General features: G+C 69.8%; 22 protein-coding genes. 3 read left to right on the top strand and 19 right to left on the bottom strand.

What is annotated here, in order from left to right:
• The first annotated feature begins 22 nt into the window (after positions 1 to 22).
• On the top strand, positions 23 to 781 hold the full coding sequence (gene lexA / locus ACEXHE_RS00515; protein ID WP_091694954.1) for a transcriptional repressor LexA: 759 nt from the start codon (positions 23 to 25) through the stop codon (positions 779 to 781).
• Here lexA and ACEXHE_RS00510 read toward each other — a convergent pair.
• The 3 genes from ACEXHE_RS00510 to ACEXHE_RS00500 all read right to left on the bottom strand — a co-directional run bounded on the left by ACEXHE_RS00510 (position 759) and on the right by ACEXHE_RS00500 (position 5,169).
• Positions 759 to 2,888, bottom strand: coding sequence for an ATP-dependent DNA helicase (locus ACEXHE_RS00510; protein WP_374784351.1), 2,130 nt, complete (start codon positions 2,886 to 2,888; stop codon positions 759 to 761). The genes lexA and ACEXHE_RS00510 overlap by 23 nt on opposite strands.
• Complete coding sequence (hflX, locus tag ACEXHE_RS00505; protein WP_374784828.1) at positions 2,885 to 4,459, bottom strand: GTPase HflX; 1,575 nt, start codon at positions 4,457 to 4,459, stop codon at positions 2,885 to 2,887. The genes ACEXHE_RS00510 and hflX overlap by 4 nt, the downstream gene beginning before the upstream one ends.
• A 101-nt stretch (positions 4,460 to 4,560) precedes the next feature.
• Positions 4,561 to 5,169, bottom strand: a complete 609-nt coding sequence (locus ACEXHE_RS00500) for a GNAT family N-acetyltransferase (protein WP_374784350.1) — start codon at positions 5,167 to 5,169, stop codon at positions 4,561 to 4,563.
• A gap of 161 nt (positions 5,170 to 5,330) precedes the next feature.
• Between ACEXHE_RS00500 and ACEXHE_RS00495 the strand changes: the two genes are divergently transcribed.
• Entirely contained in the window at positions 5,331 to 5,960 is a 630-nt protein-coding gene (locus ACEXHE_RS00495) for a class I SAM-dependent methyltransferase (RefSeq protein WP_374784349.1), read from the top strand.
• Positions 5,961 to 5,981: 21 nt separating this feature from the next.
• Here ACEXHE_RS00495 and dapF read toward each other — a convergent pair whose 3' ends face one another.
• From dapF to dapA, 13 genes are all read right to left on the bottom strand, one after another.
• Positions 5,982 to 6,932, bottom strand: coding sequence for a diaminopimelate epimerase (dapF, locus tag ACEXHE_RS00490; protein WP_374784348.1), 951 nt, complete (start codon positions 6,930 to 6,932; stop codon positions 5,982 to 5,984).
• Complete coding sequence (gene miaA, locus ACEXHE_RS00485; RefSeq protein WP_374784347.1) at positions 6,929 to 7,894, bottom strand: tRNA (adenosine(37)-N6)-dimethylallyltransferase MiaA; 966 nt, start codon at positions 7,892 to 7,894, stop codon at positions 6,929 to 6,931. The genes dapF and miaA overlap by 4 nt, the downstream gene beginning before the upstream one ends.
• A gap of 8 nt (positions 7,895 to 7,902) precedes the next feature.
• Positions 7,903 to 9,414 (bottom strand): tRNA (N6-isopentenyl adenosine(37)-C2)-methylthiotransferase MiaB, encoded by a 1,512-nt coding sequence (miaB, locus tag ACEXHE_RS00480; protein WP_374784346.1) that lies wholly within the window; start codon positions 9,412 to 9,414, stop codon positions 7,903 to 7,905.
• Between the two features lie 46 nt (positions 9,415 to 9,460).
• Positions 9,461 to 10,057 (bottom strand): regulatory protein RecX, encoded by a 597-nt coding sequence (locus ACEXHE_RS00475; RefSeq protein ID WP_285179469.1) that lies wholly within the window; start codon positions 10,055 to 10,057, stop codon positions 9,461 to 9,463.
• Positions 10,057 to 11,115 (bottom strand): recombinase RecA, encoded by a 1,059-nt coding sequence (gene recA, locus ACEXHE_RS00470; protein ID WP_374784345.1) that lies wholly within the window; start codon positions 11,113 to 11,115, stop codon positions 10,057 to 10,059. The genes ACEXHE_RS00475 and recA overlap by 1 nt, the downstream gene beginning before the upstream one ends.
• A gap of 255 nt (positions 11,116 to 11,370) precedes the next feature.
• Positions 11,371 to 11,607, bottom strand: a complete 237-nt coding sequence (locus tag ACEXHE_RS00465; RefSeq protein ID WP_317726660.1) for a DUF3046 domain-containing protein — start codon at positions 11,605 to 11,607, stop codon at positions 11,371 to 11,373.
• A gap of 111 nt (positions 11,608 to 11,718) precedes the next feature.
• Positions 11,719 to 12,153, bottom strand: a complete 435-nt coding sequence (locus ACEXHE_RS00460) for a helix-turn-helix domain-containing protein (RefSeq protein WP_091694993.1) — start codon at positions 12,151 to 12,153, stop codon at positions 11,719 to 11,721.
• Between the two features lie 176 nt (positions 12,154 to 12,329).
• Entirely contained in the window at positions 12,330 to 13,631 is a 1,302-nt protein-coding gene (locus ACEXHE_RS00455; RefSeq protein WP_374784344.1) for a hypothetical protein, read from the bottom strand.
• Positions 13,628 to 14,173 carry a CinA family protein gene (locus ACEXHE_RS00450; protein WP_374784827.1) on the bottom strand — a complete coding sequence of 182 codons (546 nt, stop codon included), beginning with the start codon at positions 14,171 to 14,173 and terminating at the stop codon, positions 13,628 to 13,630. Before ACEXHE_RS00450 ends, ACEXHE_RS00455 begins: the two co-directional genes overlap by 4 nt.
• Positions 14,160 to 14,777, bottom strand: a complete 618-nt coding sequence (locus ACEXHE_RS00445; RefSeq protein WP_374784343.1) for a CDP-alcohol phosphatidyltransferase family protein — start codon at positions 14,775 to 14,777, stop codon at positions 14,160 to 14,162. Before ACEXHE_RS00445 ends, ACEXHE_RS00450 begins: the two co-directional genes overlap by 14 nt.
• Positions 14,756 to 17,986, bottom strand: coding sequence for a DNA translocase FtsK 4TM domain-containing protein (locus tag ACEXHE_RS00440; protein WP_374784342.1), 3,231 nt, complete (start codon positions 17,984 to 17,986; stop codon positions 14,756 to 14,758). Before ACEXHE_RS00440 ends, ACEXHE_RS00445 begins: the two co-directional genes overlap by 22 nt.
• 97 nt (positions 17,987 to 18,083) lie before the next feature.
• Positions 18,084 to 19,769, bottom strand: coding sequence for a ribonuclease J (locus ACEXHE_RS00435; RefSeq protein WP_356965771.1), 1,686 nt, complete (start codon positions 19,767 to 19,769; stop codon positions 18,084 to 18,086).
• Between the two features lie 27 nt (positions 19,770 to 19,796).
• Entirely contained in the window at positions 19,797 to 20,720 is a 924-nt protein-coding gene (dapA, locus tag ACEXHE_RS00430; protein ID WP_374784341.1) for a 4-hydroxy-tetrahydrodipicolinate synthase, read from the bottom strand.
• 41 nt (positions 20,721 to 20,761) lie between these two features.
• Here dapA and ACEXHE_RS00425 point away from each other — a divergent pair, with 41 nt between their 5' ends.
• A complete protein-coding gene (locus ACEXHE_RS00425; protein WP_374784340.1) occupies positions 20,762 to 22,063 on the top strand; it encodes a heparan-alpha-glucosaminide N-acetyltransferase domain-containing protein in 1,302 nt (433 codons plus the stop codon).
• Positions 22,064 to 22,093: 30 nt separating this feature from the next.
• On the opposite strand, the gene ACEXHE_RS00420 is transcribed toward ACEXHE_RS00425, so the two are convergent.
• The 3 genes from ACEXHE_RS00420 to ACEXHE_RS00410 all read right to left on the bottom strand — a co-directional run bounded on the left by ACEXHE_RS00420 (position 22,094) and on the right by ACEXHE_RS00410 (position 24,973).
• Positions 22,094 to 22,531, bottom strand: a complete 438-nt coding sequence (locus ACEXHE_RS00420; protein WP_374784339.1) for a hypothetical protein — start codon at positions 22,529 to 22,531, stop codon at positions 22,094 to 22,096.
• A gap of 11 nt (positions 22,532 to 22,542) precedes the next feature.
• On the bottom strand, positions 22,543 to 23,316 hold the full coding sequence (gene dapB / locus ACEXHE_RS00415) for a 4-hydroxy-tetrahydrodipicolinate reductase (protein WP_374784338.1): 774 nt from the start codon (positions 23,314 to 23,316) through the stop codon (positions 22,543 to 22,545).
• Positions 23,317 to 23,395: 79 nt separating this feature from the next.
• Positions 23,396 to 24,973, bottom strand: coding sequence for a sodium:alanine symporter family protein (locus ACEXHE_RS00410; protein ID WP_091695026.1), 1,578 nt, complete (start codon positions 24,971 to 24,973; stop codon positions 23,396 to 23,398).
• Positions 24,974 to 25,062: the final 89 nt, after the last annotated feature.

The raw sequence follows: 25,062 nt of genomic DNA, 5'->3' as shown, positions 1-25,062 counted from the left end.
GGACGAGATAAGGACGATCCCTATGGCAGGCCGGACCAGCGCCGAGGCACAGACCGATGGACAGGGGCCGCACCCCCTGACGGAGCGCCAGCGGGCGATCCTGGAATCGATCCGCACGGCGATCGCCCACCAGGGTTATCCACCGTCCATGCGCGAGATCGGCGACGCCGCTGGACTGGCGTCCCTGTCTTCGGTGACCCACCAGCTCTCCCAGCTCGAGAAGTGGGGCTACATCCGTCGCCACCCCGGCCGACCCCGGGCCATGGAGGTGCTGTTGGATGCCGACGGCGCACCCGTGCAGCATGGATCCACGCCTCTGGGATCCGGCTCCGTCCAGCCGGGCGATTCGACCACCGAGCACCGTGGGGCCACGGTGACCGCTCTGCACACGGCCGCCGTCGAGGGCTCGGCCGTGCCGGTCCCGTTGGTCGGCCGGATCGCCGCAGGTGGTCCGATCCTGGCCGACCAGCAGGTCGAGGACGTCATGACGCTGCCGCGTCAGCTCACCGGTGAAGGCGAGCTGTTCATGTTGAAGGTCTCGGGAGACTCCATGGTGGACGCGGCCATCTGTGATGGCGACTGGGTCGTGGTGCGGCGTCAGAGCTCAGCACAGAACGGTGAGATCGTGGCGGCCCTGCTGGACGACGAGGCCACGGTGAAGACCTTCCGCCAGAGGGACGGACACACCTGGCTGCTGCCGCAGAACAGCAGTTACGAACCCATCCTGGGCGACCACGCCACCGTGATGGGCAAGGTCGTCACGGTGCTGCGGGCCCTCTGAGCCGCTCCAGGACGCCCTTGACCACCTGAGGGTCGGTGGTCCCCCAGAAGTCGGGCAGCGTGGAGCGGAGGTAGCCGCCGTAGCGCTCGGTCGCGAGCCGGGGGTCCAGGACGGCCACCACGCCGCGGTCCTCCTGGGTGCGGATCAGACGTCCCACCCCCTGGGCCAGACGGATGGCCGCGTGCGTGGCGGACACCGCCATGAAACCGTTGCCGCCATGACGGGCGATGTCCCGCGAGCGGGCCGTGGCCAACGGATCGTCCGGGCGCGGGAACGGAATCCGGTCGATCACCACCAGTCGGCAGGCCTCACCGGGCACGTCCACGCCCTGCCACAGGCTGAGCGTGCCGAACAGGGAGGTGTCCGGTTCCGCAGCGAATTGGCGGACCAGCGCGGACAGCGTCGCGTCCCCCTGGCACAGGATCTGCGGTGATGGCCCCAGCCGGGTGCGCATCGCCTCAGCGGCATCCTCGGCGGCCCTCTTGGAGGAGAACAGGCACAGGGCCCCGCCGCGGGATGCCCGCAGCAGGGATTCGAGCTCGTCCCATGACTCCGGACTGGCGGTGCGACCGGGACGGGGCAGGTGCCGAGCCACGTAGAGCACCCCCTGACGTGGATAGTCGAAGGGGCTGCCGACATCGATTCCGGTCCACCGAGGTGCTCCCTGCCCCATCAGTCCGAGCGATCCGGCGACCGGGTCGAAGGAGGACCCCACCGCGAGTGTGGCCGAGGTCAGCACACCCGTCGCCTGTCCGAACAGTCCCTCACGCAGCTTCCCGGCCACGGACAGGGGTGCCACGTACAGCACGGGAGGCGCGGTCTCGTCCCCGGGCACCCATCCCACGCCCGGTTCGAAGTGACCGGGCCGACTGGCCCACACCACTTCAGGGTGCTCGGTGTCCGGCACCGCGGCCAGGATGCGGTCGGCAACCTCCAGGACGGTGAGCAGGCGGGCCCGGGCCATCTGTCGGCCGCTGTCCGCTCCCCCGGGGGACTCCCCGCTTCCCGACGACGCCCCTCCAGTGGGCTTGGAGTCGCTCAGTGCCTGCCGGGCGGCGTGGCTGACGGCGCGCAGGGCGTTCTGCTGCAGTTCGTTGGGCCCCTGCGGCAGCAGCCCGGTGGGCGTGGCGGCGAAGGCCGCATCCAGCGCGGCTCCGGCCTGGGACAGGTCCTCCACGGCCGCAGCCGTGTGCCGGCGCACGGAGGAGACAGCGGCCTGCACGATGGTTCCGGAGAGCTGTCCGGTCACCGCTCCGGTGACTCGGTCCTGCAGTTCGTGCGCCTCGTCCACGATCACCGCATCGAATTCAGGGAGCACCGCGAGCCCTTCGAAGGCGCTGATCGCCAGCATGGCGTGGTTGGTGACCACCACGTCGGCGTCAGCGGCCTGGGACCGCGCCCGTTCGGAGAAGCACTCCTCGGCCATCGGGCACCGTTGAGGTCCGATGCAGTCCACTGCCGAGACGGAGACCTGCCGCCAGGCCCGGTCGGAGACTCCCGGGTCCAGGTCATCCCGGTCACCCGTCTCGGTCTCCTCGGCCCATTCGCGCAGGCGCCGAACCTCACGCCCCAGCGGGGTCGTGGGATCCGTGCTCGCGGCCGCCATCCCAGTCATGGCCTCACCGTCGTCGGCCATCCCGAACAGCGTCTGACCGTCCTCGTCCGGGAATCCTCCCTCGATCTTGTGCTTGCACAGATAGTTGGCCCGCCCCTTGACCAGGGCGACGTCCAGTGGCCGCGGCAGCTCGCCCTGAAGCGCCTCCAGCAGCGCCGGCGCGTCCCGGTGCATGATCTGTGCCTGCAGCGCGAGCGTGGCGGTGGCCACCACCACCGGTTTCTCTGCGTCGACGGCATGCCGCAGGGCGGGCACCAGGTAGGCCAGCGACTTGCCGGTGCCGGTGCCGGCCTGGACCAGCAGGTGGGTGCCCGTCTCCAGGGCCCGGGCCACCTCGACCACCATGCGCCGCTGCCCGTCCCGCCGTTGCCCGCCCAGGGCCTCCACAGCGGCGTCCAACAGGCGCAGCGCCTCGCGTTCGGCGTCCGTACGGGGCTCGGTCTCCGGCGGCTGATGCGCCTCTGTGCCCTGCTGGGTCCTGCTCGAGGTCATGCGGCGGGGCCACTGCCCTGGATGTAGGGACGCAGCTCGTCGGCGATGTCCTCCCGCACCAGCACGCGCAGCCGGGTCCCCTCGGCCTCGTAGGTCTCGGAGATGATCTCCGCCTCGGGTGAGTGCAGTCGTGAGACCACCTCTCCGTGGGTGAACGGGATCAGCAGGTCCAAGGCGACGTTCGGCCGCGGGATGGCCTCGGAGATCATCTGCTCCAGCTGGTCGATCCCCTCACCGGTGCGCGCCGAGACCACCACGGAGCGCGGCTCACGCTGACGCAGGCGGGCGATCACGAACGGGTCCGCGGCATCGGCCTTGTTCAGCACGATGATCTCCGGGATCCGGCGGGCATCCACATCGGTGAACACCTGACGCACGGCGGCGATCTGGCCCTCCGGATCCGGATGGGACGCGTCCACCACGTGCAGGATGACATCCGCGTCGGCCACCTCCTCCAGAGTGGAGCGGAAAGCCTCCACCAGCTGGGTGGGCAGTGACCGGACGAAGCCGACCGTGTCCGAGAGCGTGTAGCCGATGCCGTCCGGGGTGACCGCCTTGCGGACGGTGGGGTCCAGGGTCGCGAACAGGGCGTTCTCCACCAGCACGCCAGCGTGGGTGAGGCGGTTGAGCAGAGAGGACTTGCCGGCGTTGGTGTATCCGGCGATCGCCACGGACGGCACCCGGTTGCGCCTGCGGTTGGCCCGCTTGGTCTCGCGGGCCGGCTTCATGGCGGCGATGTCCTTGCGCAGCTTGGCCATCCGGGTGCGGATCCGGCGACGGTCCAGCTCGATCTTGGTCTCACCGGGGCCACGAGAGCCGATGCCCTCACCGCCGGCGGCACGGCCACCGGCCTGACGGGACATGGACTCGCCCCAGCCGCGCAGGCGTGGCAGCAGGTACTCGAGCTGTGCCAGCTCCACCTGTGCCTTGCCCTCACGAGACTTGGCGTGCTGGGCGAAGATGTCCAGGATCAGGGCGGTCCGATCGATCACCTTGACACGGACCACATCCTCCAGAGCGCGGCGCTGGGAGGGGGCCAGCTCGGAATCGACCACCACGGTGTCCGCACCGGTCATGGCCACGATCTCACGCAGCTCCTCGGCCTTGCCCTTGCCCAGGAACGTGGCCGGGTCCGGGGTGTGGCGCCGCTGGATGACGCCGTCCAGCACCTCGGAGCCGGCGGTCTCGGCCAGGGCGGCGAGCTCGCGCAGGGAGTTCTCGGCGTCCTCGGCTGTGCCCTCGGTCCAGATGCCAGCGAGCACCACGCGCTCCAGGCGCAGCTGGCGGTACTCGACCTCGGTGACGTCCTCGAGTTCGGTGGAGAGTCCTCCCACACGGCGCAGGGCCTGGCGTGCGGCCAGGTCGTACTGTTCACCGTCCTCGGTGGTGTGTCCGTGTCCGCCCTCGGACAGGGCCAGCGCGCGGCCGGAGAGCAGTCCCTCGCTCTGGTCGGCCTCCGGCTGACGGGCGTCGGTGCTGTGTGAGGAGGCCCGGGCCGCGTCAGCGGCGAGGATCCGGTCGATCACGTCCTGGATCTGGGACTCGTTCTGGGGGTCGGATGCGTGGGTCATGGTCTCCTGGTCTGCAGTGTGCTGTTCAGCGTAGTCGGTGGGCCGGACGCGGTAGGCGTCTGGGCCATCGTCGTGGTGGTCTGGGGTGGGGTCTCGTGGGCTCACGTGATCCTCCGAAGGAATCGGCCGCAGCGGTGGACCCTGCGGAAGGTGGAACGCCAGTGGTCCTCATCGGCGAGGTCGGCGTGGAAGAAGGCGGTGACCGGACCGCGCAACCCGGTGGGGGCGGTCAGTCCAGGAGTGGTCTCATCCCAGGACTGGTAGACGTGGAGGTACTCCTGATCCAGCTCGAACCCCCGGGAGCGGTACCAGGACCGGGCCGCGGCGTCCTCTCGGGTCCAGGCGTCCAGCTCGGTCACCTGAGACGGCAGCAGCAGCATCACCTGGTCCAACAACGCGGAGGCGATCCCGTGTTCCCGCCAGTCCGGGTGGACGGCCACGGTGTCGATGGTGGCCAGGTGGGACTCGTCGGTCCCCTCCTGCCCCACCTCGACCTCCAGGATCCCGACGACGTCACTCGCCTGAGCATCCACGGCCACCCAGGAGACCGTCTCCCCCTGCTCAGGCGACGGCGCAGGATGTGCCGTGCGGACGTCGTCGTAGTACTGGGAGTCCAGGAAGGACAGGGCACGGCAGCGCAGCCAGGAGCGTTCATCCTGCGGCTCGTAGGGCCGCAGGCGCACGGCGGTGCGGTGCAGAGAAGAGGGCATGTGGATCCTCAGGTCATGATGGACGGGTGCGGGCGATCACGGACCGCTCATCAGGAGCAGGGTCCGGAGCCGTCACGGGCGGGCCAGCGAGGGCTCAGCGCAGGAAGATCCACATGGCGACCATCCTACGGCCCGTGTCAAGCCGGTAGGCTCGGGCGGTGATGGATGGCGCACACTACTTCTCGGCCGAGCCCGGGACAGAGGAACGACGACGGACGCTCACCGTGGAGCTGGCCGGTCGCCGCGTGGAGGTGGAGACCTCCAACGGCATCTTCTCCCCCGACGGGATCGACAAGGGCACCGCGGCGATGCTCTCGGTGGTGCCCGATCCTCCGCAGTCCGGACGGTTCCTGGACATCGGGTGCGGCTGGGGTCCGCTGGCGCTGACCCTGGCTCTGCGCAGTCCGGAGGCCCAGGTGCTGGGCGTGGAGGTCAACGACCGCGCCGCCCGACTGTGCCGGGACAATGCCGCCGCCCTGGGCCTGGAGAATGTGAGCGTTCAGCGCCCGGACGAGGTCCCGGACGAGCAGACCTACGATCTGATCTGGTCCAACCCGCCCATCCGGATCGGCAAGCAGGCCCTGCACGAGCTGCTGCTGCTGTGGCTGCCGCGACTGGCCCCCGGAGGGACGGCCTGGCTGGTGGTGCAGAAGAACCTCGGCGCGGATTCGCTGCTGCCGTGGATGCGCGGCGCGCTGGAGGAGATCGCCCCCGGTGAGTTCACTGCCGAGCGGGCGGACACCGTCAAGGGCTTCCGCATCCTGACTGTGACCCGTCGACCACAGAGCTGAGCCTGACAGTCCGGACCCGCCTCAGGGCATCTGGCCGTCGAACACCAGCTCGGCCGGGCCGGAGAGCACCACGTGCTCAGCGCCGTCCGGGCCGGGCACGAACTCCACGCCCACCGCGCCACCGGGAACATCAACGATCCACTGATCCGAGCCGGCGTCTCCTGCCCAGGCGCGCACGGCGGCCGCAGCCGCGCACGCACCGGTCCCGCAGGACTGGGTCTCCCCCACGCCCCGCTCGTGGACCCGCATCCGCAACCGGCCCACTCCGTCCTGCACCAGGGGTTCGGCGGGCACCACGAACTCCACGTTCGTCCCGTGCGGCGGTGCCGGATCCACGTTGGGCACCTGGTGCAGATCCAGCCCGTCCAGTTCCATGTCCTCGGCCAGAGCCACCACGGTGTGCGGGTTGCCCATGGAGATGCTCAGCGCCGGACGTGGATCCTGCAGACCGGCGGCCAGCACCAGGGAGTCAGCCGCGCGCTCCAGGGCGAGCTCCTCGTCGATGTAGGACCAGGGACCCATGTCGATCGCATAGCCGTGGGCCGTTCGCCGCACCGTGCGAGCACCGGCACGCGTGCCGATGGTGACTGCTCCGCCCTCGGCCAGCTGCACCAGCCCACGTTGGGCCAGGTAGTGCACGAACACCCGCACCCCGTTGCCACACATCTCCGCGATGGACCCGTCCCCATTGCGGTAGTCCATGAACCATTCGGCGTCAGGGGCGGTCTCGAGCAGATCGCGCCCTTCCAGCAGCTCCTGGGAGCGCACCACCCGGATCAGGCCGTCGCCGCCGATCCCCAGGTGGCGGTCGGTCAGCACGCGCACATGGTCCGGAGTCAGCTCGATGTCCCCTCGCTGGTCCTCCACGAGCACGAAGTCGTTGCCGGTGCCGTGGCCCTTGGTGAAGCGCAGCCCGGAGAGCTGCTGCTGGGCGGCGCTCTGGCGCTCGGAATCCAGGTGAGGAGAGGTCATGGCTCCAGTCTAGGTGTGCCGGAAGCCCGCTCCTCCGCCGCGGCGTGCACCACGGCCACGGCCTGGTCCACCAGGTCTGGGGCGTCCCAGTCCAGCCAGAGAACCCGCGGATCGGCCCGGAACCAGGTCTCCTGCCGCCGGGCGAACCGACGCGTGGCCACCACGGTCTCCTCGACCGCCTGCCTCAGGGTGCACCGGCCGTCCAGCACGTCCAGCATCTGCTGGTACCCGATCGCCCGCGCGGCCGTCGGCCCCTCTCGCAGCCCACGGGCGTCCAGTGCGCGGACCTCCTCCAGCAGTCCGCGCTCCACCATCAGCTCCACGCGACGCTGGATGCGCTCGTGCAGCACCTCGCGCGGGATGCGCAGCCCGATCTGCACCACGGGGCCCACGTCATGGTGATACCTGCGTTCGGGCATGAAGGAGGAGAACGGACGGCCGGTGATCCGGTGGACCTCCAGCGCCCGGATGACCCGGCGGTCATCACCCACCCGCTCCGCAGACGCCGGGTCGACGACGGCCAGTTCCGCCCGCAGGGCAGCGGTCCCCTCCTGCTGGGCGCGGGTCTCCAGCTCCTCTCGGACCTGCGGGTCGGTGGGCGGGAACTCCAGAGTGTCCACGGCCGCGCGGACGTACAGTCCTGAACCGCCGGCCAGCACGGGGAGGTGTCCGCGCGCGCGGATCTGGGCGAGGGCCTCCCGAGCCCACCCCTGGAAGTCCGCCACCGAGGCGGCCTGGTCGATCTCCAGCACGTCCAGCAGATGGTGCGGAACTCCCCCGCGCTCGTCCTCGCTGGCCTTGGCCGTGCCGATGTCCATGCCACGGTAGAACTGCAGCGCGTCGGCATTGACCACCTCACCCCTCAGCCGCTGGGCCACGGCGACGCCCAAGGCCGTCTTGCCGGACGCCGTCGGGCCCACCAGGGCGACGACGGGCAGTGCTGACGCAGACCTCTGCCGCATGGGGGGCGTCAGCTGCGCGGGCGCAGGGTGGGCATGCCGAGCAGGGTCGCTCCGCCCGGGGCGGTGCCAGCAGTGGGGACACCGCAGGAGTCGGCCTGGGCCCGATCCCAGGCGTCTCCGGCGCGGGAGCGTCGCAGCGTGTACCCGGTGCCGGTGGGGTCCAGCTCCGGGTCGGCCACCAGATGGTACGGGTGGGCCTCGGTGATGGCCACGGTCACGAAGTCCCCGGGACGGGGCTGCTCTGCGCCGGCGGGCACCGAGAAGTGCACCAGGCGGTTGTCCGGCGCCCGGCCGGAGAGCCGGCCGGTCTCGGCGCCCTTCGTACCGGCGTGGGCGGTGACCAGCAGCTCCTGGCAGGTGCCGACCAGCTTCTGGGTCTCTTCGGCGCTGATCCGGTCCTGCAGGGCGGTCAGACGCTCGAAGCGCTCCTGCACGATCGCCTTGGGCACCTGGTTCTGCATCTCTCCGGCCGGAGTGCCCGGTCGGATGGAGTACTGGAAGGTGAAGGCTGAGGAGAAGCGCGAGGCCTCCACCACGTCCAGGGTGTCCTGGAAGTCCTTCTCGGTCTCTCCCGGGAAGCCGACGATGATGTCGGTGGTGATGGCCGCGTGCGGCATCCGCTCACGCACCGAGTCCAGGATGCGCAGGAACTTGGCCGAACGGTAGGAGCGGCGCATGTCCTTGAGGATCCGGTCCGATCCGGACTGCAGCGGCATGTGCAGCTGGGGCATCACGTTGGGGGTCTCCGCCATGGCCTCGATGACGTCCTCGGTGAAAGAGGCCGGGTGCGGACTGGTGAACCGGACGCGCTCCAGCCCCTCGATCTGCCCGCAGGCGCGCAGCAGCTTGGCGAAGGCTCCCCGGTCTCCGAACTCCACTCCGTAGGTGTTCACGTTCTGACCGAGCAGGGTGACCTCCACAGCACCGCCGTCCACCAGGGCCTGGACCTCGGCCAGGATCTCCCCGGGACGACGGTCCTTCTCCTTGCCGCGCAGGGAGGGGACGATGCAGAACGTGCAGGTGTTGTTGCAGCCCACGGAGATGGAGACCCACCCGGAGTAGGTCGAGTCGCGCTTGGTGGGCAGCGTGGAGGGGAAGACCTCCAGCGCCTCGAGGATCTCCAGCTCGGCCTGCTGGTTGTGGCGGGAGCGTTCCAACAGAGCCGGCAGGGACCCGATGTTGTGGGTGCCGAAGACCACATCCACCCAGGGGGCCTTGGAGATGATCGTCTGCTGGTCCTTCTGAGCCAGGCAACCGCCCACGGCGATCTGCATGCCGGGGTGGTTGTCCTTGACCGAACGCAGATTGCCCAGGTTGCCGTAGAGACGGTTGTCGGCGTTCTCTCGGACCGCGCAGGTGTTGAACACCACCAGGTCCGGTTCCACGCCCTCCCCGGCGGGTGCATACCCTGAGGACTCGAGCAGTCCGGAGATGCGTTCGGAGTCATGGACGTTCATCTGGCAGCCGAAGGTGCGCACCAGATAGGTGCGTTCGGCACGGGGATCGGCGGTGAGAGTCACCGGACCATTCTAGTGGCCGTGCGCCGGGGCCACCGGGGAGGCGAGATCAGAGATCGCCCCGGGCCACCAGGTCGGTGTCGTCCTCACCCTGCGCGTCCAGGACCTCGCGCACCAGCCCCAGGGCCATGCCCGGGGCGTATCCCTTGCGGGCCAGCATGCCCGCCAGTCGGCGCACCTGCTTGTCCCGGTCAGCGCGGTCCTGAGATGAGGAGCCGGCCGGGACGGTGCGCCCCCGCAGCTTCTTGTGGATCAGCTCCAGGGCGGCCTGACGCTCCTGGTCCTCGGAGACCTCGTCCAGCGCCTCCTCGGCCTGGTCGCCGGTGATCCCCTTCTGCTGCAGTTCACGGCGCAGGGCGCCCCGGGCCAGTCCACGACTGCGCTGGCGGGAACGGACCCACATCTGGGCGAAGGCGGCGTCGTCCACCAGCTGGACCTCTTCGAACCGGTCCAGCACGGAGGCGGCCACCTCGTCCGGGACGTTGCGCGCGGCCAGCTTCTCCTCGAGCTGGCGGCGAGACTTGGGCGAGGCGGTGAGCTGACGCAGGACGATCGCCCGCGCCACCTCCTCCGCATCCGGCTCGGGGTCCTCCGCCAGGTGCTCGGGGACCTCGGGATCCGAGGTCCCCCTCCCCCGGGAGCGCATCAGGCTGTGGCGTTGCCGGGCACAGCGCGCAGGGTGGGCTCCCCCTCTGCGTCCTCGGCCTTGACGCCGATGCCCAGCTTCTCCAGGATCCGCCGCTCGATCTCGAAGGCCAGGTCCGGGTTGTCCTTGAGGAATCGCCGGGCGTTCTCCTTGCCCTGCCCCAGCTGATCGCCGTCATAGGTGAACCAGGCACCGGACTTCTTGACGATCCCCTCTTCCACGCCCATGTCGATCAGGCTGCCCTCACGGGAGATGCCCTCCCCGTAGAGGATGTCGAACTCGGCCTGCTTGAAGGGCGGGGCCATCTTGTTCTTGACGATCTTGGCGCGGGTGCGGTTGCCGACGGGGTTGCCGGCCTCCTTGAGCGTCTCGATCCGGCGGACGTCCACGCGCACGGAGGCGTAGAACTTCAGGGCCTTGCCGCCGGTGGTGGTCTCCGGGCTGCCGAAGAACACGCCGATCTTCTCGCGCAGCTGGTTGATGAAGATGGCGGTGGTCTTGGTCTGGGCCAGCCGACCGGTGACCTTGCGCAGGGCCTGGGACATCAGGCGGGCCTGCAGACCGACGTGGCTGTCACCCATCTCGCCCTCGATCTCCGCACGCGGAACCAGGGCGGCCACCGAGTCGATCACGATGATGTCCAGCGAGCCCGAGCCCACCAGCATGTCCATGATCTCCAGGGCCTGCTCGCCGGTGTCCGGCTGGGAGACCAGCAACGCATCGGTGTCCACGCCCAGCTTCTTGGCGTACTCCGGGTCCAGGGCGTGCTCAGCGTCGATGAACGCGGCGATGCCGCCGTTGCGCTGGGCATTGGCGACCGCATGCAGGGCCACGGTGGTCTTGCCGGAGGACTCCGGACCGTAGATCTCCACGACACGGCCGCGGGGGAATCCGCCGATGCCCAGGGCCACGTCCAGTCCGACCGAGCCGGAGGAGATGGTCTCGATGGGGGCTCGCGCGTCATCACCCAGACGCATCACCGATCCCTTGCCGTACTGCTTGTCGATCTGGGCCAGGGCGGCCTCGAGAGCCTTCTCGCGATCAGTGGCTGTCGCCATGGTTCACCTCGTGTTGCTCGTGTTGCTCGATGGGAAGGACAGTCCGGGAGATGTTCTCCCGGTGCTGGTGATGAATCTACTGGGGCGCTCGGACACGTTAGCGTCGACCGGCTCTGCGGGCCGCAGCGCTGGGGAGAACCTCGGCGGCACGGACACCTGTGCAGGAGCCGACCGGGAGGCTCCGTGGATCGAGGCCATCGCTGAGCACTCTACCGATCTTCGAACATGCTTTCGAACAGGTACGGAGGCGTGTCGTCATTCCACGCCGGTGTCACGCACGGGCCGGTCCACGCCCAGCTGGCGCTCGGGGGGCACCCCCTGCAGGCGGCAGACATCCAGCCACACCTCGCGGGGCCGTCGTCCTGACGCCAGGGCGGCGTCAGCGGTCTGGTCCAGGGTCGGCAGCACCAGGGTGGAGGCGATCACGGCAGCGTTGGCCGAGCCGAACTCGTCCTCCATCATGCGTCGGAAGTCACTGTGCTTCATCGGCATCCATCCTCTCATCGGTCCAGGCCACTCGCCGATCTCGGCGGCGAACGACGACGGCCCCCGCACCAGGGGTGCGAGGGCCGTGGAGTCGGTGGGTCGCGGAGGCGATCCGGGTCAGTGGCTGCCGGCCAGCTGATCCATCCCGTCCTGCAGCTCGAAGGAGCCGTGGCCGAAGGCGTCGGCCATCTCGGCGGGCACGGTGTCCGGGATGTGCACGCCCTCCTGCAGGGCGATGCGGTCCGAGACCTCGCGCAGCATCAGCGACAGCGGCACGTTCAGCGCCGAGCAGATGGAGGAGAGCAGCTCCGAGGAGGCCTCCTTCTGACCGCGTTCGACCTCGGAGAGGTACCCCAGGGAGACCCGGGCGTTGTGCGAGACCTCGCGCAGGGTGCGTCCCTGACGCTGGCGCACATCACGCAGCACGTCTCCGATCTCCTGACGAAGGACTGGCATGGCGTGCTCCTTGGGCTCGGCGGGGGCGGTCGGTTCTGTGTGACCGGCGTCCGTCCAGCGGGTGATGCCGTTGACGGTGACCGGTTGCCTCATCATGTCTACTACGCACTCCTGTATGGATCCTGGGGGCGGCGGGACCGGTGTGTCCGATCCGCCGGGTCCGGGCTGAGGTGGGACAGGTTCCTGTGCCACTGTTCCTTACAACCCGCCTCCTGCCTCCATTGTTCCCGCCGCCAGGGGGTCCGCACCAGTCTCTCAGCGGATTCCCAGGCTCAGGACCGTCCCTCGGAGGTCTGGGAGGTCCCCGGCGCGGTCAGATGTCCGGCGTTCTCACCGTCGGCCGTTCCGGCCGTCCCCAGGCGCCGACCATGCCGGTCGACCTCGTCCACGGGAGGCGGCTCATTGCCCTGCTCATCGGCTTCCTTCTGCTCCTGCTTGAACTGGGATCGCCGTTCGGACTCGCGCAGGGAGTAGGTCGCGTCCCGAATGGCGTCGTCGTCGTCGAAGCTGGAGCCCACCGCACCGGCCATGATCCCCATGCTGGTGGCCAGCCAGGTCAGGTCCAGGTAGTCCACCCAGCTGACCTCGTGTTCCAGCTCGCCGGCCAGATAGTGCTCCGGGATCAGGATCAGGGCTGCCACGAAGAGCATCAGGAACAGGGTGGCGTACATCATCACGGCCGCCGTCACCACGGTGACCACGGTGGCGGTGTTGTCCATGGCGGCCCAGCGCCGCCCGCCCTCACGCTTCTTGGCCCGGGTCCAGAGGCCGTTGGTGGCGATCAGCCAGGCGGTCATCAGGGCGATGGCCAGCACGGTCACGAAGATCTGCCGCGGCAGCACGATCACGTCCGAGAGCACCCAGATGGACCCGTAGAAGACACCGTAGGCACCTGCGGCAGCCGCTGCCGCACCGGACTTGGTCATGGCCAGCGGGAGCCGTCCCGGTCGGTTGGACAGCACCATGCCGGTCAGCAGCCGCAGCTTGCTCAGCGCGGTGGGCGAGTAGATCTGCTCGACCTGGGCGTGGGTGTCGCCGGCCTGCGGCTCGGCCAGCTCCTCCCGGATGGTTCCGGAGGTGGTGCCCTCCAGCGGGGTCAGCTCCTTGAGCGCATCCGGGTCATCACGATCCGAGGTGACGGTGGGGATGGCGCCGGTGGTGGCGATCTGTCCGGCGTGCAGATGTCCGACCATCCGCGCCAGGGTCTCGGTGACCCGCTTCTTCAGGTTCAGCACGCCCAGGGTGGGCAGGGAGAGCGCAGCCGCACGCTGGGCGGGGGCCACCTCGGCCACCACGGGGACGTTGTCCTCGAAGCGGGGCAGGTCGGTGATGTACAGGACCATGTCCCAGCCGTGGGAGCGCAGCAGACCCGGGGCCCGGTTGGGCAGGTCCACGTCCCCGTCCTCGTTCAGGGACAGCGCCTCGTCCACCACGTCCACCACCCAGTGGACTTCGCTGTCCACGCGTTGGGGCAGCAGATCGGGCAGGGACCGGTTGACCTTCCGCGCCATCTCGGCGGGCAGTCCGGGATCGGCCATCAGCCCGACGGTGATGGTCTGACGTTCCCCGCTCATCGGCGCTCACCTTCGGCGAGGTGATCGCCGGACAGGTCGAGGCCACGGGAGTCGGCAGGGGGGATGTGCCTGCTGAGCAGGTCCTGCAGGTGTTCGAGCATGAGCTTCACCGTAGCCCTCCGGATGGTGGGCCTGTCACCTTCCAGCCGCAGCAGCAGGGACCGGTCCTCCCCCAGCGCGCTGATCCCCAGGTGCACGGTGCCCACAGGCTTCCCCTGGTGCGGCTCCGGTCCGGCCACCCCGGTGGTGGCCAATCCCACATCGGCACCGAGCACTCGGCGGGCGCCCTGTGCCATCTGCACCGCGACGCCCCCGTCCACTGCCCCACGGCGGGCCAAGAGGTCGCCGTCCACGCCGAGCACCTGCTCCTTGACGTGGTTCTGGTATGCGACCACGCCGCCCTGCAGGGTCCCGGAGGCTCCCGGGACATCGGCCAGCGTGGCGGCCAACAGCCCGGCGGTGAGGGATTCAGCGGTCGCCACGGTCAGTCCCCGCTCCAGCAGGGCCTGCACGACGACGGCCGGCAGCTCAGCGGGCACGATCGGCCATCGCGGTGGCTCGCAGGGCGATGGCCTGACGGACGTAGTCCAGTCCGGTCACCACAGTGACCACCAGGGCCGCACCCATGGCGATCCAGCCGGCCCACGGCCACCAGTCCCCCACCACGGACCCCAGCGGCATCAGCAGCAGGCCCAGGGCCAGGGTCTGCAGCACGGTCTTGAGCTTGCCGCCACGTGAGGCCGGCATGACGCCGTAGCGCAGGACCACGAACCGCATCAGGGTGATGCCCCACTCGCGGACCAGGATGACGATGGTCACCCACCACCACAGCTCGTTCAGCAGGGAGAGCACCACCAGCGCGGAGCCGGTGAGCAGCTTGTCCGCAATGGGGTCGGCGATCTTGCCGAAGTCGGTGATCAGGCCGCGGGCCCGGGCGATGTCCCCGTCCAGCTTGTCCGTGTACATGGCCACGGCGAACACGGCGAAGGCCGCCCACCGCATGGCCAGGGAGTCCTGCCCGAAGGTCCCGCCGGCCCAGAGGAACCAGACGAAGAGCGGGACCAGCAGGATCCGCACCGAGGTGAGGATGTTGGGCAGGTTCCAGTTGGAGACCCGCTCGGGACTCACCGGCCGGTCAGCTGCCACGCGTCCTCACCGTCTTCCTCATCGCCGTAGCCGTCGTCGTACCAGTCCTGGGCCGGTCCGGCCGCCGCGGCGCGGCGGTCCAGGTCCTCGGCCACCAGGTCCCGGGGCAGGGACTGGGCCACCAGCTCCTGGTCGGTGGGCCGATGCCCACCGGCGCTGACCGGCCGAGGCGGCCGGCCGTCGTCGTGCTGGGCCTGTCCGGTGTGCCCTGCAGGGTCCGGCGTGTCCGCATCGCGGTGGACCACATCCTCCTCGTACGCCTCCGGGGCGGCCTCACTGGGCGCGGCGGCCGGCGGGGTCTCTCCCTTGATGGTGGCGAGCACTCCGGCCAGGTCGTCCGGCTTGACCAGGACGTCGCGGGCCTTGGAGCCCTCCGAGGGGCCCACCACGCCGCGGGACTCCATCAGGTCCATCAGGCGCCCGGCCTTGGCGAAGCCGACCCGCAGCTTACGCTGGAGCATGGAGGTGGAGCCGAACTGGGTGGTGACCACCAGCTCGGTGGCCTGCAGCAGCAGGTCCAGATCGTCCCCGATGTCCTCGTCGATGACCTTCTCGGTCTTCTCCGGGACCACGTCCTGGCGGTACTGCGCGGTCATCTGGGACTTCACATGCTCCACCACGGCGTGGATCTCGGACTCGTTGACCCAGGCGCCCTGGACGCGCATCGGCTTGGACTTGCCCATGGGCAGGAACAGGGCGTCACCCTGACCCAGCAGCTTCTCCGCGCCGGGCTGGTCCAGCACCACGCGGGAGTCGGTGACCGAGGAGGTGGCGAAGGCCATGCGCGAGGGCACGTTGGCCTTGATCAGACCGGTCACCACGTCCACCGAGGGACGCTGGGTGGCCAGCACCAGGTGGATGCCGGCGGCACGGGCCAGCTGGGTGATGCGCACGATCGCATCCTCCACGTCCCGCGGGGCCACCATCATCAGGTCGGCCAGCTCGTCCACGATGACCAGCAGGTACGGGTAGGGCTTGAGCACGCGCTTGGAGTCCGGCGGCAGGGTGACCTTGCCGGCCCGGACGGCCTTGTTGAAGTCGTCCACATGCTTGTACCCGAACGCGGCGAGATCGTCATACCGGGTGTCCATCTCCCGCACCACCCACTGCAGGGCCTCGGCGGCCTTCTTGGGGCTGGTGATGATGGGGGTGACCAGGTGCGGCACGCCCTCATAGGCGGTGAGCTCCACGCGCTTGGGGTCCACCATGACCATGCGCACCTCGTCCGGGGTGGAGCGCATCAGGATGGAGGTGATCATCGAGTTCACGAAGCTGGACTTGCCCGCGCCGGTGGCGCCGGCCACCAGCATGTGCGGCATCTTGGCCAGGTTGGCCACCACGTAGCCGCCCTCCACGTCCTTGCCCACGCCCATCACCATGGGGTGATCGGTCTTGCGGGCGGCGTTGGAGCGCAGCACATCACCCAGGGCCACGACCTCCTTGTCCGCATTCGGGATCTCGATGCCGATCGCGGACTTGCCCGGGATGGGCGAGAGGATGCGCACGTCCGAGGACGCCACCGCATAGGAGATGTTCTTGGACAGGGCGGTGACCTTCTCCACCTTGGTGCCCGGAGCCAGCTCGATCTCGTACCGGGTGACCGTGGGTCCTCGGGAGAACCCGGTGACCTCGGCGTCCACCTTGAACTGCTGCAGGGTCTCGCTGAGCGCCTGGACCACCTGGTCGTTGGCCTCAGAGCGCTCCTTGGGCGGAGGACCGGCCGGCAGCAGAGCCGAATCCGGCAGGGTGTAGGTGACGTCCCCGTCCAGATGCAGCTGCTCCGAGCGGGCCGGCATGGGCGGGATCCCGGCCGGGCGGGAGACCGCAGCGGCCTTCACCGCAGGTGACGGTGCCGGCACGGTGGACAGCGCCTGGGTCTCCGGTCCGGTGGGCTGGCCGGAGTCGTTCCCGGCCTCGGCCCCCTCCTGGGTGCCCAGCCCCGCCTTCTCCTTGGCCCGGGCGATCGCCAGTTCCGAGGCGGTGGGGCGGCGCACGCCGGCCGGCACCGCCGGAGCGGCAGGCGCGGCGTGCTCGGCATCGTCCTCACGCTGCTCGGCCGCGGAGGAGCCGCGTCCGGAGGAGAGGTTCGGGATGGCCTCGGTGGCCGAGCCGTGCCGGTCCTGCCCGGCGTGGTCGGTCTCGTCGATCACCGCGGTCTCGTAGGCGTCACTGTGCTCGCCGTGCTGGCCGTCCGACCGGACGGAGGCGTCCTGGGGAGCGTCCTCGGCGGCTCCGCCCAGGCCGAACAGACCCTTGCGCTTCCGGCGCTGGGGGGTGGAGGAGCCGGAGCCCCGGGAACCCGTGCTGGCCCGGGCGCCCTTCTCGTCGTCGAGGTAGGACTGGTCGTGTGGGTCCTGTCCATCCCGGTCCGCCCGGGAGCCGTCCGCGTCCTGCGAGCCGGCCCCCTGCTTCCTCGCCGCCTTGCGCTCGCGGTGGGCGTCGTCGTCGTAGTCCTGTCCCATCAGCCACGCGTAGGCCCCGCGCAGGCGGGAGCCGATCTGGGTGACGGGGGTGGCGGTGATGATCAGCACGGAGAAGAAGGCCAGGGCGATCATCAGGGCCCAGACCGGCCACGGAGTGACCAGGGTGGCCAGCGGGCTGGTGGCCAGGTAGCCCACCATGCCTCCGCTGGCGAGCATGCTCTGGAAGGACTCGTTCACACTGGGCACGCCCGCGGCCAGGTGGGCGATGCCGGCCACGGCCACGGTCAGCACGACCAGGCCGATCGAGATCCGCCCGTTGTCCCGATGCTCCGGGGCATGACGGAAGCAGCGGACCGCGCCGATCAGCAGCACGACCGGCAGGATCAGCGCGGCCCAGCCAAGGGTGCCAGCACCGATGTGGTGGACCACGGTGCCGTAGCCGGGGGTGCCGCGCAGGCCCCACCACTCCACCGAGCCGATCACCAGGGCCAGGACCACCAGCAGCAGACCGGTGCCGTCGCGTCGGTCCTCCGGGGCGATCCGGACATCGCGGCCGATCTTGCGCACACCAGCGCCGACCGGGGTTGCGAAGGTCATCCAGAACGCGCGCAGGGCGCGGACCAGGAAGGGCTGTTGAGGCGCCTCTGGCTCCACGGTCTCCTGCCGCCGCGTGCGCGGCGTGCTGCTGGAGGACCGGGAGCTGCGGGCGCCCTGCGCCGAGGAGCTCTTCGAGGCACGGGTGGGCTTCGACTCGCTCTGGCGCGCGGGGGAAGTACGGGTCGCCATGCTAGGTACCGTATCGCGGCGTGGCGTCGATCCCCCGGAGCAACACAGGACCGCCCTGGCCAGAGAGGCCGATCTCACGGTCCCCGCGCTGCGGGGCTCAGGCCTCCAGCACCACCGGGACGATCATCGGACGGCGGCGCAGCTTCCGGTTGACCCAGGTGCCGATGGTGCGGCGCACCACCTGTTGGAGCTGGTGCGTGGTGTGCTCGGCATTGGCCTGCACCGCCTCCTCCAGGGCCCGGGCGATCTTGGGCTTGACGTCCTCGAACACGGAGTCGTCCTCAGCCACCCCGCGGGCGTGGATGTCCGGGCCGGAGACGATGGTCCCGGTCTGGCGGTTCACCACGGTGATCACCGAGATGAAGCCCTCCTCCCCCAGGATCCGGCGGTCCTTCAGATCCGAGTCGGTGATGGCGCCGACCGAGGAGCCGTCCACGTAGACGTAGCCGCACTCGACCTCGCCGACCACGCGCGCGCGGCCGGCCGTGAGGTCCACCACGGAGCCGTTCTCGGTCAGCAGCACGTTCTCCGTGGGGATCCCGGTGGACTCGGCGATGCGTCCGTTGGCGATCAGGTGCCGGGTCTCGCCGTGGACCGGCATGACCTGCACGGGCCGGACGATGTTGTAGCAGTAGAGCAGTTCGCCCTGGGAGGCGTGCCCGGAGACGTGCACCTTGGCCATGCCCTTGTGCACCACATCAGCCCCGAGCTTCATCAGGCCGTTGATCACGCGGAAGACGGAGTTCTCGTTGCCCGGGATCAGGGAGGAGGCCAGCACCACCAGGTCCCCGGGGGCGATCTGGATCCGGTGGTCGCCGTTGGCCATCCGGGCCAAGGCGGCCATCGGCTCGCCCTGGGAGCCGGTGGACATCAGCACCACCTGGTCGTCCGGCAGCTGGTCCACCTGCTTCAGGTCCACCAGGATGCCCTCGGGCACGTCCAGGTAGCCCAGCCGGGCGGCGATCCCCATGTTGCGCACCATGGACCGGCCCACGAAGCAGACCTTGCGGCCGTGCATCCGAGCGGCGTCCAGCACCTGCTGCACCCGGTGGATGTGGGAGGAGAAGGAGGCCACGATGATCCGCCGCTGGGCCCGGGCGAAGAAGCCCTCCAGGACCGGGCCGATCTCCTTCTCCGTGGTGGTGAACCCGGGGACCTCGGCGTTGGTGGAGTCGGTGAGGAACAGGTCCACGCCCTCCTCGCCCAGCCGGGCGAAGGCACGCAGGTCGGTGATGCGACCGTCGAGGGGCAGCTGGTCCATCTTGAAGTCGCCCGTGTGCAGGATGGTTCCGGCCTCGGTGCGGATGGCCACGGCCAGGGCGTCCGGAATGGAGTGGTTGACGGCCACGAACTCGCACTCGAACGGTCCCAGCCGTTCGGTGTCCCCCTCTTTCACCGCGAGGGTGAGCGGGCGGATCCGGTGCTCCTCCAGCTTGGCCTCGATCAGCGCCAGGGTCAGGGTGGAGCCGATCAGCGGGATGTCCGGCTTCAGGCGCAGCAGGTAGGGCACGGCCCCGATGTGGTCCTCGTGACCGTGGGTCAGCACGATCCCGACGATGTCCTCGAGCCGGTCGCGGATGTAGTCCAGGTCCGGCAGGATCAGGTCCACGCCGGGCTGGTGCTCCTCCGGGAAGAGCACGCCACAGTCGACGATCAGGATCTTCCCGTCGATCTCGAACGTGGTCATATTCCGGCCGACCTCGCCGATCCCGCCCAGCGGGACGATCCGGCAGGTCCCCGGCTGCAGCGCCGGAGGGGTGGACAGGCCTGTGCCTGAGGACATGGGCGGTGTCCCCTTTCTGGAGTGCGGTCAGAAGGTGATGCCGGCCTCCGCCAGGTCGGCCTTGATCAGGTTCTCCTCCTCGGTGGTGGCCGCCGTCAGCGGCAGGCGCACTGTGGAGGTGGGCAGGATCCCCTGCCAGTGCAGGACGGTCTTGGCCGAGACGGCGCCCTGGATGTGGCCCATCACAGCACGTTGGATCGGATCCAGGGCAAAGTGCTTCTCCCGGGCGGTGGCCAGGTCTCCGGCCAGGGCCGCGTCCACGAGCTCGCGATACAGCCCCGGGGCCACGTGGGCGCTCACCGAGACCACACCGACGGCGCCGAGCGACATCAGGGGCAGGGTCAGTCCGTCGTCCCCGGAGTACACCGCCAGGTCGGTCTGGGCCAGCACCCGTGTGGTGGAGTCGAAGTCGGCCTTGGCGTCCTTCAGTCCCTGGATGTTCGGGTGCTCGGCCAGGGCGATCAGGGTCTGCGGGTGGATGGGCATCACAGAGCGGCCCGGGATGTCGTAGAGCATCACGGGCAGGTCCGTGGACGAGGCGATGGTCTCGAAGTGACGCCGGATGCCCTCCTGGGAGGGCTTGTTGTAGTACGGGGTGACCAGCAGCAGTCCGTCCACACCGGCCTGCTGGGCCTGCCGGGAGAGGTGCACCGAGTGCGCGGTGTCATTGGTGCCGGTGCCCGCGATGACCTGGGCCCGGTCCCCCACGGCCTCGACGACCGCGCGGAACATCTGCACGTTCTCCTCGTCGGTCAGGGTGGAGGTCTCACCGGTGGTGCCGGTGACGACCAGTCCGTCAGCGCCCTGGTCCACCAGGTGGGCGGCCAGCGCCTGCGCGGTGTCCAGGTCCAGTGCGCCCTCCTGGGTGAAGGGGGTGACCATGGCCGGGACCACGGTGCCGAAGGTGTGCTCCGAGCGAGCCGATGCCGAGGACGAAGAGGGTGCAGACATACCGAATACGTTACACGCGGGGCGCCCACTACCGTGGAGCCATGACACCTGCCGCCGCCCGCCCCCGCACCTCCTCCACCGGTGCAGCGCGGGCCCTGCGCGGGACCCGGCTGCGGGGTGTCGACGCCGCCCGGGGGATCGCCCTGCTGGGGATGATCGCCACGCACATCATGGCGCTGACGCGGGTCTCCGAGACGTCGGGGGGATTCTCGGTGGAGCCCACCTGGGTGGGGCTGCTCTTCGCCGGGAAGTCCTCAGCGCTGTTCGCCGTGGTCGCCGGCGTCGGACTGGCGCTGATGAGTTCCGCGCGCGGTGCGCCCGAGCGGGCCGGGCGTCCGCACCGGGGCCCTCGCCTGGCCTGGGACCGGCGCTATGTGGCCGTGCGCGCGGTCCTGCTGGCCGTCGTCGGGATGGCCTGTGGCCTGCTGGAGATGAACGTGGCCGTCATCCTGGTCCACTACGCCCTGCTGTTCCTGTGCGCCCTGCCGTTCCTCGGCCTGGGCGTGCGGGCGCTGGCCGGCTGGACCGTGGGCTGGGTGCTGCTCTCCCCCGTGCTGGCCGGGCTGATCGCGGTGGGAATGCGCTCGGCCGTGGGGGCAGAGGAGTACACACAGGGCTGGCGACTGTGGTCCAATCCGACCTTCACCGATCTCCTCTCCCAGCCGGCCCTGCTGGTCTGGGACGTGCTGCTGACCGGGTACTACCCGGTGCTGCAGTGGGTGGGATACGTGCTGTTCGGCCTGAGCCTGGGGCGCCTGCCCCTGGGCCGATGGGCGACCGGACTGGCCCTGGCGGTCGGCGGTGCGGTGGTGGCCGCCGGCGCGTTCGGACTCTCCTGGATGCTGCTGGCCCAGGAGGGCGTGCGTGCCGAGCTGGCCGAGCGGACCGGAGTGGCCGAGGACCAGCTCGACGCCCAGCTGCTGACCGGATCCCATCTGTCCGCCGAGGCGGTCCAGGGCGAGCCGCTGTGGTTCATGCTCGCCGCGCCGCACACCGGCACGCCGTTGGATCTGCTGCTCACGTGCGGCACCTCCGCCCTGGTGCTGGGGGTGTGCCTGGTGGTGGTGCGGGCCCTGGATGCGATGCCGGGCGGTGTGCTGAGCTGGGTGGTCCTGCCGCTGGCCGGTGCCGGTGCCCTGCCGCTGACCCTGTACGTGGGCCATCTGATCGCCCTGGACCTCTTCGAGGAGCCCACCTTCGATTGGCCTCGGGTCTCCCTGACGATCGTCTACTGGACGGCGTGCCTGGTGATCGGCGCACTGGTCCGAGGGTTCGGCCGCCGTGGGCCTCTGGAGTGGGGCATGGGCCGGGTGGCCGGGACACTGGCCGGCCCGCGCCCGTAGGTCAGACCAATCGGGGCGGCTCAGCTCGGCTCAGCCGTGGAACATCCCGGCGGCGCGGCGCATGGTGCCCCGGGCGCGGGTGCGGTCTCCGGAGGCGTCGTAGGCCAGGGCCAGGCGGTACCAGGACCGCCAGTCCTGCGGTGCGGCCTCGGCCTCGGTGCGGTAGATCTCGAACTGGGCATCGGCCGCTGCCCGGTCCACTCGCCCGCCCGGCGAGCGCGGCAGGTCATCGGCAGGCAGTGCGCCCTCGGACTCCAGGGTGCGGCCCATCCGCTCCATGGAGATCCCGAATCGGATCTCGCGGTAGAGGGTCCACAGTCCCACCGCCACGACCATGAGCACCGCCACGCCCAGGGCCTTGGCCACCGGCTGGGGCGCCTGGATGAAGCTGATCGCGGAGAGGACGGCCACCACGCTGAACAGCAGCATCAGGGCGATCACCCCGGCCACCCAGAGTTTGGTCTTCATCTCGTCCTCCCTCAGCCCAGGTCCAGGTAGCCGTCGAGCCCATAGGTCAGTCCGGGGCGTGAGGCCACCGTGCGCAGGCCCAGCAGCACACCGGGCATGTAGGCCCCGCGGTCGAAGGCGTCGTGGCGGATGACCAGCTGCTCACCGGGACCGCCGAGCATGACCTCCTGATGGGCCACCAGTCCGCGCAGCCGCACCGCGTGCACCCGCACACCGTCCACCAGCGCTCCGCGCGCGCCGTCCGGGTCATGCGTGGTGGCGTCCGGGGAGGACCCGAGACCGGCCTGCGCTCGGGAGTCGGCGATCAGTCCTGCCGTGCGCACCGCCGTGCCGGACGGGGCGTCCACCTTGTCCGGGTGGTGCATCTCCACGATCTCCACCGACTCGAAGTACCGGGCGGCCTGCGCGGCGAAGGCGCTGGCCAGCACCGACCCGACGGAGAAGTTCGGGGCGATCAGCACCCCCACCTGCGGGTGGGAGTCCAGCTGCCGGCTCAGCACGGCGCGCCGGTCATCACTCCAGCCGGAGGTCCCGACGACGACGTGCAGCCCGTGCTCGACGGCGAAGGCCACATTGTGGGGTGAGGCATCCGGGACGGTCAGGTCCAGCACATGGGTGGCCCCGGCCTCCAGGACGGTCTCCAGGGGATCGGAGGATCCGAGCTGGGCCACCAGCTCCAGATCCGCGGCGCTCTCCACCGCCTCCACTGCCGGGCGGCCCATCTTCCCGGAGGCTCCGAGGATGGCCACGCGCGGACGGGAGGGGGTCTCAGCCGAAAAGGTCATGCCCTCCAGGATAGTTCTCCTGGAGGGCATGACCTGACGTGTTCAGCGGCGCGGTCCCGGCCTGGGGACCGTCACCGGGTCAGTCGTCGTAGGGGTTGCCGGGATGGTCGTGATGACGGTCCACATGCGTGGAGTGCTTCGGGTGGTGCTGGGCCTGCTGATCGGCCTGCACGGCGGACATGCGTCCGGTGTGCGTGAGCGAGGAGCCCACCACGTTGCCGGACTTCCAGTCCTCCCAGCCCTCACGACCGCGCATGAACTCCTCGACCTCGGCCTCGGTGGCGGTCAGCTTCGGATCGTGCTTGAGGTAATGACGCGTCTCGCGGGCGATCAGCCCGGAGAGGATGATCAGGCCCAGCAGGTTCGGCAGGGCCATCAGACCGTTCATCACGTCGGAGAAGTTCCAGACCACGGCCAGCGGGACGGTGCACCCCACGAAGACGATCAGCGAGAAGATCACCCGGTAGGGCATCACCCCGCCGCGGCCGAAGAGGCGCTCGACGTTGCGCTCGCCGTAGTAGGCCCAGCCCAGGATGGTGGAGAAGGCGAACATGACCAGGCCCAGGGTGACGATCCAGTGGCCCCACTCCCCCGGCAGTCCGTGGGTGAAGGCCTCGCCGGTCATCGTCGCGGAGGCGTCCTTGCCCTGCTGCCACACACCGGTGGTGACGATGACCAGGCCGGTGCAGGTGACCACGATGATGGTGTCGATGAAGGTCTGGGTCATCGAGACCAGGCCCTGACGCACCGGGTGGGTGGTCTGGGCGGCCGCTGCGGCGATGGCGGCCGAGCCCATGCCGGACTCATTGGAGAAGATGCCTCGAGCCACGCCGTACTGGATGGCGATGATCAGCACCGAGCCGGTGAAGCCGCCCACCGCCGCCGTGCCGGTGAAGGCGTCGGTGAAGATCAGGCCCAGCGCGGCCGGGATCTCGGTGACGTTGGCCAGCAGGATGTACAGGGCGCCCAGGACGTAGAGGACGATCATGATCGGCACGAAGCCGGCGGTGACCTTGCCGATCGAGCGGATGCCGCCCACCAGCACGATCATGGTGAACACGGTCAGCACCAGGCCGGTGATCCACGGAGTGATGTTGAACGAGTTCTGCAGGTTCAGCGCGATCGCGTTGCCCTGGGTCATGTTGCCGATGCCGAACGAGGCCAGGAAGGCGAACACGGCGAAGGTCAGCGCCAGGATCTTGCCCAGCGGCCCCTTGATGCCCTTCTGCAGGTAGTACTGCGGACCGCCGGACTTCTCGCCGGCGGCGTCGGTGGTGCGGAACCGCACGCCCAGATAGGCCTCGGAGTACTTCGAGGCCATGCCGAACACGCCGGTCACCCACATCCAGAACAGGGCGCCCGGTCCACCGATGCCGATGGCCGTGGCCACGCCCACGATGTTGCCCACGCCGACCGTGGCGGCCAAGGCGGTGGTCAGCGCCTGGAACTGGGAGATGTCTCCCTCAGCGGTGTCGTCCCTGCGGCGCAGCAGACCCAGCTTCAGGGCCGGGCCGAGCTTGATCAGCTGCAGGAACCCCAGGCGGATGGTCAGGTAGATGCCGGTGCCCAGCAGCAGCGGGATCAGCAGGAAGGGACCCCAGACGAAGGAGCCGATGTCCCCCAGGGTCTTCTCTAGATTCTCCAGGAACAGGTCCATGGATGCCCTCATTCTCGAAGCCGCCGGAGATCTTCCCTCTGCCGGCGGCGTGGACGCTACGGTCCAGTGCGGAGTGGATGGGCGACAGC

Source organism: Micrococcus sp. IITD107 (genome assembly GCF_041927415.1).
GTDB classification, from domain to species: domain Bacteria; phylum Actinomycetota; class Actinomycetes; order Actinomycetales; family Micrococcaceae; genus Citricoccus; species Citricoccus terreus.
The sequence above is the reverse complement of the archived record's forward strand: the minus strand, read 5'-3'. Positions and strand labels throughout refer to the sequence as shown.

What these genes read in the sequence shown, in the direction of transcription:
- ACEXHE_RS00425 (WP_374784340.1), top strand. Translation starts at nt 20,762, where the DNA reads ATGACACCTGCCGCCGCCCGCCCCCGCACCTCCTCCACCGGTGCAGCG.
- ACEXHE_RS00435 (WP_356965771.1), bottom strand. Translation starts at nt 19,769, where the DNA reads ATGTCCTCAGGCACAGGCCTGTCCACCCCTCCGGCGCTGCAGCCGGGG.
- lexA (WP_091694954.1), top strand. Translation starts at nt 23, where the DNA reads ATGGCAGGCCGGACCAGCGCCGAGGCACAGACCGATGGACAGGGGCCG.
- ACEXHE_RS00500 (WP_374784350.1), bottom strand. Translation starts at nt 5,169, where the DNA reads ATGCCCTCTTCTCTGCACCGCACCGCCGTGCGCCTGCGGCCCTACGAG.
- ACEXHE_RS00410 (WP_091695026.1), bottom strand. Translation starts at nt 24,973, where the DNA reads ATGGACCTGTTCCTGGAGAATCTAGAGAAGACCCTGGGGGACATCGGC.
- recA (WP_374784345.1), bottom strand. Translation starts at nt 11,115, where the DNA reads ATGGCGACAGCCACTGATCGCGAGAAGGCTCTCGAGGCCGCCCTGGCC.
- ACEXHE_RS00420 (WP_374784339.1), bottom strand. Translation starts at nt 22,531, where the DNA reads ATGAAGACCAAACTCTGGGTGGCCGGGGTGATCGCCCTGATGCTGCTG.
- ACEXHE_RS00510 (WP_374784351.1), bottom strand. Translation starts at nt 2,888, where the DNA reads ATGACCTCGAGCAGGACCCAGCAGGGCACAGAGGCGCATCAGCCGCCG.
- ACEXHE_RS00495 (WP_374784349.1), top strand. Translation starts at nt 5,331, where the DNA reads ATGGATGGCGCACACTACTTCTCGGCCGAGCCCGGGACAGAGGAACGA.
- miaA (WP_374784347.1), bottom strand. Translation starts at nt 7,894, where the DNA reads ATGCGGCAGAGGTCTGCGTCAGCACTGCCCGTCGTCGCCCTGGTGGGC.
- dapA (WP_374784341.1), bottom strand. Translation starts at nt 20,720, where the DNA reads ATGTCTGCACCCTCTTCGTCCTCGGCATCGGCTCGCTCGGAGCACACC.
- ACEXHE_RS00440 (WP_374784342.1), bottom strand. Translation starts at nt 17,986, where the DNA reads ATGGCGACCCGTACTTCCCCCGCGCGCCAGAGCGAGTCGAAGCCCACC.
- dapB (WP_374784338.1), bottom strand. Translation starts at nt 23,316, where the DNA reads ATGACCTTTTCGGCTGAGACCCCCTCCCGTCCGCGCGTGGCCATCCTC.
- ACEXHE_RS00455 (WP_374784344.1), bottom strand. Translation starts at nt 13,631, where the DNA reads ATGAGCGGGGAACGTCAGACCATCACCGTCGGGCTGATGGCCGATCCC.
- ACEXHE_RS00475 (WP_285179469.1), bottom strand. Translation starts at nt 10,057, where the DNA reads ATGCGCTCCCGGGGGAGGGGGACCTCGGATCCCGAGGTCCCCGAGCAC.
- dapF (WP_374784348.1), bottom strand. Translation starts at nt 6,932, where the DNA reads ATGACCTCTCCTCACCTGGATTCCGAGCGCCAGAGCGCCGCCCAGCAG.
- hflX (WP_374784828.1), bottom strand. Translation starts at nt 4,459, where the DNA reads ATGACCCACGCATCCGACCCCCAGAACGAGTCCCAGATCCAGGACGTG.
- ACEXHE_RS00465 (WP_317726660.1), bottom strand. Translation starts at nt 11,607, where the DNA reads ATGCCGATGAAGCACAGTGACTTCCGACGCATGATGGAGGACGAGTTC.
- ACEXHE_RS00460 (WP_091694993.1), bottom strand. Translation starts at nt 12,153, where the DNA reads ATGATGAGGCAACCGGTCACCGTCAACGGCATCACCCGCTGGACGGAC.